General features: G+C 58.6%; 13 protein-coding genes. 5 read left to right on the forward strand and 8 right to left on the reverse strand.

From position 1 onward, the window contains the following. Window positions 1–169: 169 nt before the first annotated feature. The 4 genes from glpD to ACIOWE_RS28350 all read right to left on the reverse strand — a co-directional run bounded on the left by glpD (window position 170) and on the right by ACIOWE_RS28350 (window position 5,301). Window positions 170–1,705 carry a glycerol-3-phosphate dehydrogenase gene (glpD, locus tag ACIOWE_RS28335; protein ID WP_401398184.1) on the reverse strand — a complete coding sequence of 512 codons (1,536 nt, stop codon included), beginning with the start codon at window positions 1,703–1,705 and terminating at the stop codon, window positions 170–172. Between the two features lie 313 nt (window positions 1,706–2,018). Next, entirely contained in the window at window positions 2,019–2,774 is a 756-nt protein-coding gene (locus tag ACIOWE_RS28340; RefSeq protein WP_201236967.1) for a DeoR/GlpR family transcriptional regulator, read from the reverse strand. Window positions 2,775–2,869: 95 nt separating this feature from the next. Next, complete coding sequence (gene glpK, locus ACIOWE_RS28345) at window positions 2,870–4,372, reverse strand: glycerol kinase GlpK (RefSeq protein WP_201236968.1); 1,503 nt, start codon at window positions 4,370–4,372, stop codon at window positions 2,870–2,872. 77 nt (window positions 4,373–4,449) lie between these two features. Further along, window positions 4,450–5,301, reverse strand: coding sequence for an MIP/aquaporin family protein (locus ACIOWE_RS28350; protein ID WP_103305475.1), 852 nt, complete (start codon window positions 5,299–5,301; stop codon window positions 4,450–4,452). Between the two features lie 362 nt (window positions 5,302–5,663). On the opposite strand from ACIOWE_RS28350, the gene ybaK reads away from it, so the two are divergent. Further along, window positions 5,664–6,134, forward strand: a complete 471-nt coding sequence (ybaK, locus tag ACIOWE_RS28355; RefSeq protein ID WP_401398187.1) for a Cys-tRNA(Pro) deacylase — start codon at window positions 5,664–5,666, stop codon at window positions 6,132–6,134. A gap of 98 nt (window positions 6,135–6,232) precedes the next feature. Next, entirely contained in the window at window positions 6,233–7,015 is a 783-nt protein-coding gene (locus tag ACIOWE_RS28360) for a PhzF family phenazine biosynthesis protein (RefSeq protein WP_401398189.1), read from the forward strand. A 115-nt stretch (window positions 7,016–7,130) separates the two neighbouring features. Here ACIOWE_RS28360 and ACIOWE_RS28365 read toward each other — a convergent pair whose 3' ends face one another. Then, window positions 7,131–8,240 carry an ABC transporter ATP-binding protein gene (locus ACIOWE_RS28365; protein ID WP_401398191.1) on the reverse strand — a complete coding sequence of 370 codons (1,110 nt, stop codon included), beginning with the start codon at window positions 8,238–8,240 and terminating at the stop codon, window positions 7,131–7,133. Beyond that, window positions 8,237–9,157, reverse strand: coding sequence for an ornithine carbamoyltransferase (gene argF, locus ACIOWE_RS28370; RefSeq protein ID WP_100845205.1), 921 nt, complete (start codon window positions 9,155–9,157; stop codon window positions 8,237–8,239). The genes ACIOWE_RS28365 and argF overlap by 4 nt, the downstream gene beginning before the upstream one ends. Window positions 9,158–9,561: 404 nt before the next feature. On the opposite strand from argF, the gene ACIOWE_RS28375 reads away from it, so the two are divergent. From ACIOWE_RS28375 to grxD, 3 genes are all read left to right on the forward strand, one after another. Beyond that, the gene (locus ACIOWE_RS28375; RefSeq protein WP_401398193.1) at window positions 9,562–9,852 is read left to right on the forward strand and encodes a hypothetical protein; all 291 of its coding nucleotides are present in this window, start codon (window positions 9,562–9,564) and stop codon (window positions 9,850–9,852) included. Window positions 9,853–9,985: 133 nt separating this feature from the next. Next, complete coding sequence (locus ACIOWE_RS28380; RefSeq protein WP_401398195.1) at window positions 9,986–12,091, forward strand: molybdopterin oxidoreductase family protein; 2,106 nt, start codon at window positions 9,986–9,988, stop codon at window positions 12,089–12,091. Window positions 12,092–12,188: 97 nt separating this feature from the next. Beyond that, window positions 12,189–12,530 carry a Grx4 family monothiol glutaredoxin gene (grxD, locus tag ACIOWE_RS28385; RefSeq protein WP_016773402.1) on the forward strand — a complete coding sequence of 114 codons (342 nt, stop codon included), beginning with the start codon at window positions 12,189–12,191 and terminating at the stop codon, window positions 12,528–12,530. Window positions 12,531–12,722: 192 nt separating this feature from the next. Here the strand turns inward: grxD and bfr are convergent, their stop codons facing one another. Together bfr and ACIOWE_RS28395 are read right to left on the reverse strand one after the other, a co-directional pair. After that, complete coding sequence (gene bfr, locus ACIOWE_RS28390) at window positions 12,723–13,199, reverse strand: bacterioferritin (RefSeq protein ID WP_401398197.1); 477 nt, start codon at window positions 13,197–13,199, stop codon at window positions 12,723–12,725. Between the two features lie 200 nt (window positions 13,200–13,399). Then, window positions 13,400–13,618, reverse strand: coding sequence for a bacterioferritin-associated ferredoxin (locus ACIOWE_RS28395; RefSeq protein WP_003227725.1), 219 nt, complete (start codon window positions 13,616–13,618; stop codon window positions 13,400–13,402). Between the last annotated feature and the right edge of the window lie 331 nt (window positions 13,619–13,949).

A 13,949-nucleotide genomic window follows, 5' to 3' on the forward strand; every position in this document is an offset into this window, starting at 1 on the left:
GAACGCGGCGCTAAACGCGTAGCAAGCCTGGAAAAGGTGTAAACGATGTCCCCGGTCTAATGTGTAAAGGATGTACCGGTCTCTACAGTGAGGGGGCTGGATTTCACTGACACAACAAAAAGCCCCTGAATCGTGAGACTCAGGGGCTTTTGTTCAAACGCCGGTCAGATCAGGCCGCTTCAATCTTGCGATTCTGCTCGACCTTACCCAGATACGCGGCCAGTTTCTCCTGCTCGGCCGGGGTGGTGAACAGCCCCAGTTTGCTGCGACGCCAGAGAATGTCGTGCGCGGTGGTCGCCCATTCTTCGCTGCACAGGTAATCGACTTCACGGGTATAGAGCCCGCCGCCGAGGTGTTCGCCCATGTCCGCAAGGGTTTGAACACCTTCGAGCATGCGCCAGGTGCGGCTGCCGTAGGTGGTGGACCAGCGGCGGGCAATCTCGGTTGGTACGAAGTCGAACTTGTCGCGGATCAGCGCGCTCAAGGCCTGTGGCGTGTTCATGTCCTCACCGCCGGGCAGGGTGGCGGTGGCTGTCCAGCTCGGGCGCATCTGGGTGAAGTACGGCAGCAGTTGCGCCATCGCCGATTCGGCCAGTTTGCGGTAGGTGGTCAGCTTGCCGCCGAACACCGACAGCAGCGGCGCTTCTTCAGTGCTGCCCGACAGCGCCAGGGTGTAGTCGCGGGTGACGGCCGAAGGGTTGTCGGATTCGTCGTTGCACAGCGGACGTACGCCCGAGTAGCTGTGCTGGATATCGTCGCGGCTGATCTGCTTTTTGAAGTGGGCGTTGACCACTTTCAGCAGGTAATCGGTTTCGCCTTCAGTGATTGCCACTTTCGCCGGATCGCCGGTGTACTCACGGTCGGTGGTGCCGATCAGGGTGAAGTGGTTCAGGTACGGAATGGTGAAAACGATACGCTGATCTTCGTTTTGCAGGATGTGCGCATGCTCGCCTTCATACAGCTTCGGCACGATGATGTGGCTGCCCTGAATCAGGCGGATGCCGTACGGCGATTCCATCTTCAGGTCGTCACGGATGAACTTGGCTACCCATGGGCCGGCCGCGTTCACCAGCGCTTTGGCGGTGATCGAAAACAGGCTGCCGTCGGCGCGTTCCAGGTTCAGGTGCCACAAGCCTTTGGCGCGACGGGCGCTGACGCAACGGGTCTGGGTGTGGATATGGGCGCCTTTTTCACGGGCGGCCATGGCGTTGAGTACGACCAGACGGGCGTCATCGACCCAGCAATCGGAGTATTCGAAGCCTTTCTTGATTTCGCTTTTCAACGCGCTGTCGGCGCCGAACTTCAGGCTTTTCGAACCTGGCAGTTTTTCGCGCTTGCCGAGGTTGTCATACAGGAACAGACCGGCACGAATCATCCACGCCGGACGCAGGTGCGGACGGTGCGGCAACACAAAACGCATCGGCTTGACGATGTGCGGTGCCTTGGCCAGCAGCACTTCGCGCTCGGCCAGCGCTTCACGCACCAGACGGAATTCGTAATGTTCGAGGTAGCGCAGGCCACCGTGAATCAGCTTGCTGCTGGCCGACGACGTATGGCTGGCCAGGTCATCCTTTTCGCAAAGGAACACCGAAAGCCCGCGACCGGCGGCATCCGCTGCGATCCCCACACCATTGATCCCGCCGCCGATGACGGCGAGGTCGTAGATCTCGGAGATAGGGGGCGTACGCAAGGTAGATGTGGACATCGGCTGGCCTCGGGCTCTTTTGATTTTCTGTATTGGAAATCGAACATGAATGTTCATTTGCGAAAATGGTAGCCCATAAAGACGCGCACAGCCAGTCGCGTTCGATTGAAAATACTCATCGAAGATCAAGGAAAGGAAAATTTTCGAACATTACTGAGGCGGGAAGCTCTTTGTGGTGAGGGGATTTATCCCCGATGGACTGCGCCGCAGTCCCAAGACCATCAAATGAAATTCGACTTTGAAATGCTGAAGGGGGCCGCTTCGCAGCCCATCGGGGATAAATCCCCTCGCCACAGGGGAATGTTGAACGGGGTTAAACCACTTCCAGGCGAATCTTGTGCTGCGTCAGCAACTGCGCCAGCGCCGGCACTGGCGGCTGATCGGTCACCAGACAATCGATCAGGCTGATCGGTCCCAGCCGGATCATCGCATTACGCCCGAACTTGCTCGAGTCCGCCGCCAGAATCACTTGACGCGCATTGGCAATGATCGCTTGCGAAACCCGGACTTCCTGATAATCGAAGTCGAGCAGGCTGCCGTCTTCATCAATCCCGCTAATCCCGACCAGCGCGAAATCAACCTTGAACTGATTGATGAAATCTACGCTCGCCTGGCCAACAACACCGCCATCGCGGCGCACATTGCCGCCGGTCAATAGCACATCGAAATCATCCTTGGCGCTGAGCATCGAGGCGACGTGCAGGTTGTTGGTGATGATCTTCAGGTGATTGTGATTGAGCAGGGCGCGGGCAATCGATTCGGTGGTGGTACCGATGTTGATGAACAGCGAGGCGTGATCGGGGATCTGTGCGGCGATGGCTTCACCGATGCGTTGTTTTTCGTCGCGCATCTGATCGGCGCGCATCGCATACGCGGTGTTTTCGACACTGGAGTCATAGGCGGCGCCGCCATGGTAGCGACGTAGCAGATTGGCTTCCGCGAGCTGATTGATATCGCGGCGGATGGTTTGCGGGGTAACAACGAACAGCGTGGCCATTTCCTCGATGCTCACATAGCCGCGTTCGCGGACCAGCTCGAGGATTTGCTGCTGACGGGGAGGCAGATTCATGGGGCTTCCTTTGGGCTGCCGTGCAAAATTTGCCCATGATGCCGCAGGAATCCGCTCCCGACCAGTTAGTTACCTATCAGTCTCTGAAGGTTGGCTTATTCAGCGTCTTCACGCGCCCAGTCACGGGTACGGCTGACGGCTTTTTTCCAGCCTTTGTAGAGTTTCTCTTTCTCGACTTCGTCCAGGCTCGGTTCGAACTCGCGCTCGATCACTGCCTTGCCGCGCAGTTCTTCCAGGCTGCCCCAGAAACCGCACGCCAGACCGGCCAGATACGCGGCGCCGAGTGCTGTGGTTTCGCGCATTTGCGGGCGCTCGACCTGAGTGCCGAGGATGTCGGCCTGGAACTGCATGAGGAAGTTGTTCGCTACTGCGCCGCCGTCCACGCGCAGGGCCTTGAGGCGTTCGCCCGAATCCTGTTGCATGGCGTCGAGGACGTCACGGGTCTGGTAGGCGATCGATTCCAGCGCAGCACGGATGATGTGATCCACACGGACGCCGCGCGTCAGGCCGAACAGCGCGCCACGGGCATACGGGTCCCAGTACGGAGCGCCCAGACCGGTGAATGCCGGCACCAGATAGACGCCGTTGCTGTCCTTCACTTTATTGGCGAAGTATTCGGTGTCGTGGGCGTCGTTGATGATTTTCAGTTCATCACGCAGCCACTGCACGGTCGAACCGCCGTTGAACACGGCGCCTTCCAGTGCGTAAGCGACTTCGCCACGCGGGCCGCAAGCGATGGTGGTGAGCATGCCGTGTTTGGATTTCACGGCTTTGTCGCCAGTGTTCATCAGCAGGAAGCAACCGGTGCCGTAAGTGTTTTTCGCCTGACCCGGCTCGACGCACATCTGGCCGAACAGTGCGGCTTGCTGGTCACCGGCGATCCCGCCGATGGCGATGCCGCTCTTGGTGCGACCGTAGATTTCCGAAGAAGCCTTCACTTCCGGCAGCATCTCGCGCGGGATGTCGAGGATCTCCAGCATCTTCGCGTCCCACTCCAGCGAGTGGATGTTGAACAGCATGGTGCGCGAGGCGTTGGTGTAGTCGGTGACGTGGACTTTGCCGCCGGTGAATTTCCAGATCAGCCAGCTATCGACGGTGCCGAACAGCAGTTCGCCGTTGCGCGCACGTTCGCGGCTGCCTTCGACGTTGTCGAGGATCCACTTCAGTTTGGTACCGGAGAAGTACGGGTCGGTGACCAGGCCCGTGGTGTCACGGATGTAGTCTTCGTGGCCGTCACGCTTGAGCTGCTGGCAGATTTCGGTGCTGCGGCGGCACTGCCAGACGATCGCGTTGTAGACCGGGCGGCCGGTGGTCTTGTCCCAGACCACAGTGGTTTCACGCTGGTTGGTGATGCCGATGGCGGCCACCTGGTCGTGATGCAGGCCGGCCTGGGCCAGCGCTTCAACCATCACCGCGCTTTGGGTGGCGAAGATTTCCATCGGGTCATGTTCAACCCAACCGGCTTGCGGGTAGTGCTGGGCGAATTCGCGCTGGGCGGTGCAGACCACGTTCGCATCACGGTCGAAAATGATCGCGCGGGAGCTGGTCGTACCCTGATCGAGGGCAATGATGTAGTTCTTATTCTGAATGTCGGTCATGTCGATTGCCTTGGACGAAATAAGGGAGAGTGGGCCGGGGCGCAGGCTCTATTTGGCAGGAGCCTGCGCCGACTGTTTCAAGAAGTTCTTGGTTTGCCGTCAATGGCCGGTTCTGCATCCTTTGTAGCAGGTGTGGCGCCGGTCAGGTGACGGGCGATGAGCCCGCGATACCCGGCAGCGCCGAGGCAGGCACCGACAATCGGTGCAAAAATCGGAATCAGGAAGTACGGAATATCGCGACCGCCAGTGAAGGAAATTTCACCCCAGCCCGCGAAGAAAGTCATCAGTTTCGGACCGAAGTCACGCGCCGGGTTCATCGCAAAACCGGTCAGCGGGCCCATCGAACTGCCGATCACCGCGATCAGCAAACCGATCAGCAGCGGTGCCATCGGGCCTTTCGGCAAGCCGTTGTTATCGTCGGTCAGGGCCATGATCACGCCCATCAGGATGGCGGTGATGATCATCTCGACCAGAAACGCCTGGGCGGTGGACAGCACCGGGTTCGGGAAGGTGGAGAACACCGACGCCAACTCCAGGCTTGCAGCCGAGCCGCGAACCATTTGGTGAGTTTGTTCGAAATCGAAGAACAGGTTGCTGTACAGCGTGTAAACCAACAGCGCGCCGCAGAAGGCGCCGGCAATCTGCGACAGGATGTAGAACGGCAGTTTGCGTTTTTCGAAGTCGGCGAAGATGGTCAGCGCGATGCTCACGGCCGGGTTCAGATGCGCGCCGGAAACGCCGGCGGTGAGGTAGATGGCCATGCTCACGCCGACGCCCCAGATGATGCTGATTTCCCACAGGCCAAAGCTGGCGCCCGCGACTTTGAGCGCGGCGACACAACCGGTGCCGAAAAAGATCAGTAGAGCAGTACCCAGAAACTCGGCCAGGCATTGGCCCGATAGCGTTGGTTGCTGTAAAGCAGTTGTCATTGAAAACCTCGGTTTTTGTTGTTGTCTGGCGCTTTGCCGACAGGGCAAGGCGCGATTTTCACCAGGTAGAAATCCCCATTCCGTTCCCGGTTTACTGCTCGGTGCTGCAATGTTGATAATTCTTACATTATTCAGATTCGAAAAAATATAGACAAGAAACAAACCTGTCAAAGGTCGAAAGTGAACCGTCAGTCACAATAAAACTATTAGTGCCATGAATGATCCTCGGCGAACGGCCTTCAACGAGCCGTTGGGAAGTCTGCAAGCCACGGGAAACGCGGCGTTGGACTAGAGCCTTTTGTGATCTGATCGCCTAGAATCCGGCGCAGGATTTTTCTGTCACTGCCAAGCCTGGAGCTGCCATGACCCCTGCGTTGGACTTGTTGAAAAAAGTTCGTGCCGAACATCGCGTGCACAGTTACGAACATGACCCGAAGGCCGCGTCCTATGGGCTGGAGGCCGCGGAAAAACTGGCGCTCGAGCCGGCGCAGGTGTTCAAGACGCTGCTGGCAGCCAGTGAGAAAGGCGAGTTGTTGGTGGCGGTGGTGCCGGTCGTCGGAAGTCTCGACCTCAAAGGTCTGGCTCACGCGGCAGGGGTGAAAAAAGTCGAGATGGCGGATCCGGCGGCGGCCCAGCGCTCCACCGGTTATCTGTTGGGCGGCATCAGCCCTTTGGGGCAGAAGAAACGCCTGCGTACCTTCATCGATAATTCGGCTCAGGCTTTTGCGACTATTTATGTCAGCGCCGGTCGGCGTGGTCTGGAAGTCGAATTGGCACCTGCCGTGCTGGCTGAACATACCCAGGCCAAATTCGCCGACATCGGTCGCTCGTGAGAAAAACCTGCGCTGTATGAAGAAAATTGGCCGGTTCTGTCACTGGCGCTGAGCCGAACAGCACTGCATGCTCCGCCGACTGACTCAGGGAGTAGGTTATGCAGCTTGATTTTCATCAGGTCGACGCATTCAGTGATCGGCCATTCAGCGGCAATCCGGCGATGGTCTATCGGCTCGACGCGTGGCTCGCGGACGATTTGATGCAGAAGATCGCCGCCGAACACAATCTGGCGGAAACCGCGTTTCTGGTGCGTGAAGGTGCGGCCTGGCATATACGCTGGTTCACCCCGACCACCGAAGTACCGCTGTGCGGTCACGCGACGCTGGCCAGCGCTTATGTACTGTTCGAGATCTACAAGGAAACGGCCGAGCGCCTGGACTTCACCTGCAAGTCCGGGCCGCTGAGTGTGAGCCGTGAGGATGGCCGTCTGTGGCTGGACTTCCCGTCAATCATTCCATCGGAGATTGGCGTGACACTGGACGTCGAGCGAGCGCTGGGCGTCGAAGCGGTGGATGTGCTCGGGTCCAACGAATTGTTTGTGGTGCTGGAGTCGGAGCAGGCTGTACTCGACTGCAAACCGGACATGGTTGCACTGGCGAAACTGCCGTGGCTGGGGGCGATCGTTACCGCGCGCGGCAATCAGCACGATTTCGTCTCACGCTACTTCGCTCCGGCGATTGGTATCAATGAAGATCCGGTCACCGGTTCGACCCATTGCAGCTTGATTCCGTATTGGTCGAAACGTTTGGGCAAGTCGAGCCTGACCGCATGCCAGCGCTCGGCGCGGGGTGGCGAGTTGTTCTGTCGGCTTGAGGGTGAGCGGGTGAAGATCGGCGGCAATGCCACGCTCGTTGCGAGCGGCACATTGTTTTTGAGCTGACCCAAAAACACCTGTGGGAGCGAGCCTGCTCGCGAATTCGGTCAGTCAAATCATCTGTGACTGATACAACGCATTCGCGAGCAGGCTCGCTCCCACAGTTTTGATCCGGGACGGATCAGAGTGCAGTGCTGAACCGGCGGACACCGTTTTCCACCGCCGGAATCTGCGCTGCGGTGCTGCCCGAGGCCTGGAACAACACCAGATGTTCAGCCGCAACCCGAATCCCCACTTGCGCACCCACCTGGTGATCAGCATGGCTCGGGAAAATCGATTCCAGCTGCGCACCGGTCGGCAGTTGCAGGCGATACAGCGTTGAAGCGCCAAGGAAGGTCTTGCCGACAATCCGTGCTTTCAACGCACTGTCCGGCGCATAAACGATGTCATCCGGGCGCAGCAATACATCCACCGCGCCGCCAATCGGCCAGGTATACGCACGATTGCCGCGCAGTTCACCGAGTTCGGTTTGCACCGATTCCGGGCTGGCGAGCTGGCCGCGAATGAAGTAACCCTGACCGATGAAGCTGGCCACGAACGGCGTCGCCGGCTCGTGATACAGGTTGTACGGCGTATCCCACTGTTCCAGTCGACCTTCCTTGAAGACACCGACGTGATCGCTCACGGCGAAGGCTTCTTCCTGGTCGTGGGTCACCAGAATCGCACTGGTGCCGCGGGCCTTGAGGATGTCGCGAACTTCGTGGCTGAGCTTGCGGCGCAGTTCGCCATCGAGGTTGGAGAACGGTTCATCCAGCAACAGCAGTTGCGGCTCGGGCGCCAGGGCGCGAGCGAGGGCGACACGTTGTTGCTGGCCGCCGGACAATTCGTGCGGGAAGCGTTTGCCGAGGTTTTTCAGGTTGACCAGTTCGAGCAATTCTTCTGTGACGCGATCTTTTTGCGGGTTTTTGCGAATGCCGAACGCGATGTTGTCCGCAACGCTCAGGTGCGGGAACAGCGCGTAATCCTGAAACACCATGCCGATCCGGCGTTTCTCCGGCGCGAGGGTGAAACCGGCGCTGGAAATGGTTTCGCCGCCCAACGTGATTTCACCTTCGTGCACCGGCTCGAAACCGGCAATGGCGCGCAACGTGGTGGTCTTGCCGCAGCCGGACGAACCGAGCAGGCAGCCGATATCACCGGCGTTGAGGTGCAGATTGAGGTTCTGCACCACACGTTGATCTTGATAACCGCAAGCGAGGTTGCGCAGGTTCAGCAGTAATTCATGGCTCATGCGTGGTGATATGCCGGTTCGACGAGGAACTCGAGCAGGGCCTTCTGTGCGTGGAGACGGTTTTCTGCCTGATCCCAGGCGACGGAGCGCGGGTCATCAAGCAGGTCGAGACTGATTTCTTCGCCACGGTGCGCGGGCAGGCAGTGCATGAACAGCACGTCCTCGGCAGCGAGGTCGAGCAGGGCACGGTTGACCTGGAACGGTGCGAACAGTTTCAGGCGCTTGGCGGTTTCTTCTTCCTGGCCCATTGAGGTCCAAACGTCGGTGCTCACCAGATGCGCGCCGCGCACGGCGTCCTGCGGGTCGCGGACGATGGTCACGCGATCGCCGGCCTTGGCCACGAATTCAGGATTGGGCTCATAGCCCTCGGGGCAGGCGATGCGCAACTGGAAGTCGAACTGGATCGCCGCTTCTATATAGCTGTTGCACATGTTGTTGCCGTCACCGATCCAGGCCACGGTCTTGCCCTGAATCGAGCCACGGTGTTCAAGAAAGGTTTGCATGTCGGCCAGCAACTGGCACGGGTGCAGGTCATCGGACAGGCCGTTGATCACCGGCACGCGCGAGTTGGCAGCGAATTCGGTCAGGGTGCTGTGGGCAAAGGTACGGATCATCACCGCATCGAGCATGCTCGACATGACGATGGCGCAGTCGCCGATCGGCTCGCCACGGCCCAGTTGCGTATCGCGCGGCGACAGGAAAATCGCCTGGCCGCCGAGCTGGATCATGCCAGCCTCGAAGGAGATCCGGGTACGGGTCGAGGATTTCTCGAAGATCATCCCCAGCACGCGGTTTTTCAGAGGCTCGAACAGTACGCCGCGGTTACGCAGGTCCTTGAGCTCAACGCCTCGACGGATCACGCTGACCAGCTCTTCGGGCGTGCAATCCATCAGGGAGAGAAAGTGCCTTGCGCTCATCATTGACTACCTTTTGCTACAAACCGCAGATGCTCAAAGCCTTGTTTAACGGAACAACGGGCGAGACCTGCGGCGTAAGCCGCACGGGGGCGACGAAATAGGGGGAGGCGCGATATTGACACTAAATGTCGCGTTTTTCCAATAGGCTACTTTTGTTGTGGGATTCGGAGGGCGGATTGCATGGGTGCAATGACGCATTTGAAGCCGGGTTCAGAACAGCAGCGAAGCACTTTGTACACTGGCGTCCCAGGGCTTGGCAATCCGGCGTGACGCGGATACAGCGCTTTGGTCGGTTCAAGACCAGGTGGTTGCAGATTCGCTTGGTCGGATGCGCAGGCTGAAACATTTGCTAAAGCAAAGTGCTGAGTTATAACTACCTTTCGAGCGACGCAGGAAGCCTCCGAATGGAATCGAAAGAAAAACTGTTAATGGATTTGCTGGGCCACACGGCTCGCTCCCTGACCCATCTCACTGCGTCGGTCACCTCAATGTCCTTCGAGTTGTTGCGCAGTGATGACGATGTGGTCAAGGCCGCCAGCCGGCAGATGATCGACCGCATGGCGACTATCAGCGCCGGGCTCGACGAACACTGGCGCCTGATCGGCGAGCTCACCGGCGTGCATGTCGCCCATGAGCAGATCGAAACCATTCAGGAAATCCAGTTGCAGGCGCCGCCGCAGTTGCCATCGAACTGATTCGACGGGCTATCGGCTCGCCTGATGGCTATCGATTCACAAGACGAACGTCGCTGGCGCCTTGCTGGCGCACGGGCCATAGTTTTGTTCCCGCAGGCGTTGTTGCCTGCCCAGAACAAAACAGAGACTGGCCATGACCAAGACTCTCCATCACCGTGCCTGCCACCTGTGCGAAGCCATTTGCGGCCTGACCATCGAAACCACTGAAACCGAAGGCAAGGTCGCGATCACCTCGATCAAGGGTGATGCCCTAGACACCTTCAGTCGTGGCCATATCTGTCCCAAAGCCGTCGCCCTGCAAGACATTCAGAATGACCCTGATCGCCTGCGTCAGCCGATGCGCCGGGTCGGCAGCGAATGGCTGCCAATCGAGTGGGACGAGGCGTTTGCGCTGGTAGCCGAGCGACTGGCGGCGATTCAGGAGCGGCACGGGAAAAATGCTGTCGCGGTGTATCAGGGCAACCCGAGCGTGCACAACTACGGGCTGATGACCCACAGCAATTACTTTCTCGGTTTGCTGAAAACCCGTAATCGCTTTTCCGCAACCTCCGTCGATCAGTTGCCGCATCATCTGAGCAGCTACCTGATGTACGGCCACGGCTTGCTGCTGCCGATCCCGGACATCGATCACACCGATTTCATGCTGATTCTCGGCGGCAACCCGCTGGCGTCCAACGGCAGCATCATGACCGTGCCGGATGTCGAGAAACGTTTAAAAGCAATTCAGGCGCGTGGCGGTAAAGTGGTGGTGGTCGATCCGCGCCGCAGCGAAACGGCAGCGATGGCCGATCAGCATCTGTTCGTACGTCCCGGTGGCGATGCGGCGCTGTTGTTTGGTGTGCTCAATACGTTGTTTGGCGAAAGCCTGACCCGCGACAGTCATTTGCCGGTCGCAGGGCTGGATGAAGTGCGCGCCGCCGTGGCGGGTTTCACTGCTGAGGCCATGAGCCCGCTGTGTGCAGTGCCCGCTGAGCAGATCCGCCAGTTGGCCCGTGACTTCGCCGCCGCGCCGAGTGCGGTGTGTTACGGGCGCATGGGTGTTTCCACCCAGGCATTCGGCACGTTGTGTCACTGGGTGGTGCAGTTGATCAATCTGGTCACCGGCAACCTCGACCGGGTGGGTGGTGCACTGTGCACCGAACCCGCGGTGGATCTAGTGGCGTCGACCTCGGGCGGGCATTTCAACAAATGGCAAAGTCGTGTGTCGGGCCGTCCCGAATACGGCGGTGAGCTGCCGGTGTCGGCGCTGGCCGAAGAGATGCTCACCGAAGGCGAGGGGCAGATCCGCGCACTGATCACCGTCGCCGGCAATCCGGTGTTGTCGACGCCGAACGGGCGGCAGTTGGAGCAAGCGCTGGATGGCCTGGAGTTCATGGTCAGCATCGACCTGTACATCAACGAAACCACGCGTTACGCCGATCTGATCCTGCCGTCGACCTCGGCGCTGGAGAACGATCACTACGACACCACGTTCAACCTGTTCGCGGTGCGCAACGTGACCCGCTTCAATCGCGCAATCCTCGCCAAGCCTGAGGGCGCATTGCATGACTGGGAGATCTTCGTCGGCCTGGCCAAGGCCTTTGCCGAGAAGACCGGCAAGGAGCTGAAACCGACCATGCCCCCGGCGAAGATGATCGATATGGGCCTGCGCATGGGCATGTACGGCGATGCAGGCGAGCAAAAACTGTCGCTGGCGACGCTGTTCGATCATCCCCACGGGATTGACCTTGGAGCGTTGAAACCGAATCTGGCAAAGCGTTTGAAAACCCCTGATCAGCGCGTGCAGGCTGCGCCGCCGGAGATCCTCGCCGACCTCGCACGCTTCGCCGCACTACAGGCGCCGGCCGCCGATGAGCTGCTGATGATCGGCCGCCGCCACGTGCGCAGTAACAATTCGTGGATGCACAACTATCACCGTCTGGTGAAGGGCAAGCCGCGTCATCAGTTGCTGATGCACCCGGAGGATCTTGCCAGTCGTGGTCTGAATGATGGGCAGTTGGTACGGGTGAGCTCGCGGGTCGGGCAGATTGAAGTCGAGGTGCTCGGCAGTCTGGACATGATGAAAGGCGTGGTCAGTCTGCCGCACGGCTGGGGGCATGCACGGCCCGGTGTGAAGATGGCGATTGCCAGCGGCCAGCCGGGGTCGAGTGCCAACGATCTGACCGATGAATGCCAACTCGACGAGTTGTCCGGCAACGCCGCGTTGAATGGCGTGCCGGTGACAGTCGCGGCGGCGTGAGCAAGTCTGTTGGGGAGACCGAGCAGGGCGCTCGGGATTCCGTTACAATGCGCCACCGTGCCGACCCATGAGTCGGAAAGTTCAGCCGAGGTGCTCCATGGATATCATCGAAACGATTAAAGAGCAGATTGCCAACAACACCATTCTGCTTTACATGAAAGGCTCGCCGAATGCCCCACAATGTGGCTTCTCCGCGAAAGCTGCACAGGCTGTGATGGCTTGTGGCGAAAAGTTTGCGTACGTGGACATCCTGCAGAACCCGGAAATCCGCGCCAACCTGCCAAAGTACGCCAACTGGCCGACTTTCCCACAGCTGTGGGTCGGCGGTGAACTGGTCGGCGGCAGCGACATCATGACCGAGATGGCTGCAGACGGTTCGCTGCAAAGCACCATCAAGGCCGCTGTCGAAGCAGCTGCTGCGAACAAGTCCGAAGCCTGATCAGCTTTTTGTAGGAGTGAGCCTGCTCGCGATTGCTTTTTGCCGGTAGCGATGTTGTCGGCTGACATGACGCTATCGCCAGCAGGCTGGCTCCCACAGGATTTCAGCGTTGACTGAATCCGGACAACAAAAAAGCCCCGCACCTCGAAAGAGGGCGGGGCTTTTTAGTGTTTCGAGTTTAGCGCTGGCTAATTACTCGTCTTCGCCCATCTGCGATTGCAGATAGTTCTCAAGACCGACTTTATCGATCAGGCCCAGTTGGGTCTCAAGCCAATCGATGTGTTCTTCTTCGGATTCGAGAATGTCTTCGAGCAGTTCACGGCTGCCGAAGTCGCCAACGGTTTCGCAATGGGCGATCGCGGCTTTCAGATCAGCGTGGCCGGTCTTCTCGATACGCAGGTCGCATTCCAGCATTTCCTGGGTGTGCTCGCCGATGTGCAGCTTGCCCAGATCCTGCACGTTCGGCAGGCCTTCGAGAAACAGGATGCGCTTGATCAGCTTGTCCGCGTGCTTCATCTCGTCGATGGATTCTTTGTACTCGTGCTTGCCCAGCTTGTTCAGGCCCCAATCTTCGTACATGCGTGCATGCAAGAAGTACTGATTGATCGCGACCAGCTCATTGGCAAGGATCTTGTTGAGATGCTGGATGACTGTTACGTCGCCTTTCATGATGGGAGTCCTGCCCTAAGTAGCGGTATATAGGGCAGAGTTTGAGCTTGGTATTTATAAGTGTCAAACCTAAGTTATTGAATAATATATGAAAATTAATCGGAATAAGAATGTTTGTGTTCCGCGTCTGGAGCCTAAGCAATTGATTTACAGGCATAAAAAAACCGGACATAAGTCCGGTTCTCTGAAATAGGGGTAATTTACGCGGCGGTAAATTCTACAGGGTAGGGGATCGCGGCCTGGGCAGTTTGCAGCTTGGTCAGGGTTTCGCGGACCACTTCCTTGGCCAGGCACGCACATTTGCCGCATTGGCTGGCGACGCCGGTGGCCTGGCGGACTTCTTTATAGCTGCAGCAACCTTCATAGATCGCTTCGCGGATCTGTCCGTCGGTGACGCCAGTGCAGAGACAAACATACATAAGTGAGAACCGTCGCTGGTTGTGACTCAATTGCGATGGATCTTAATGTTAACGAGAATGATTGTCAAAGTGCTTTCGGAAAGCTTTGCCCGAGAAAAGCCGGGGACTGACGAGCGGTAATGACTGGCCATCTGCCTGGCCCCGTAAATGCAGCGCCGTTATCCGCCTGCTTTAAAAAACCGTTAAGGACAGGCCAAAAACGCAGTGTATGATGGTCGGCCCTTGCGAAGGGGGTTCGTGTCACAGGGCTGTCGCCTGAGGGTGGCAGGCTGGCCCGGACCCTGAACTTCAAGTTTTTACACCAGGAGATATCAATGAGGTTACTCGTAGG

The organism is Pseudomonas sp. NPDC087598 (assembly GCF_044743525.1).
Taxonomy (GTDB): Bacteria; Pseudomonadota; Gammaproteobacteria; order Pseudomonadales; family Pseudomonadaceae; genus Aquipseudomonas.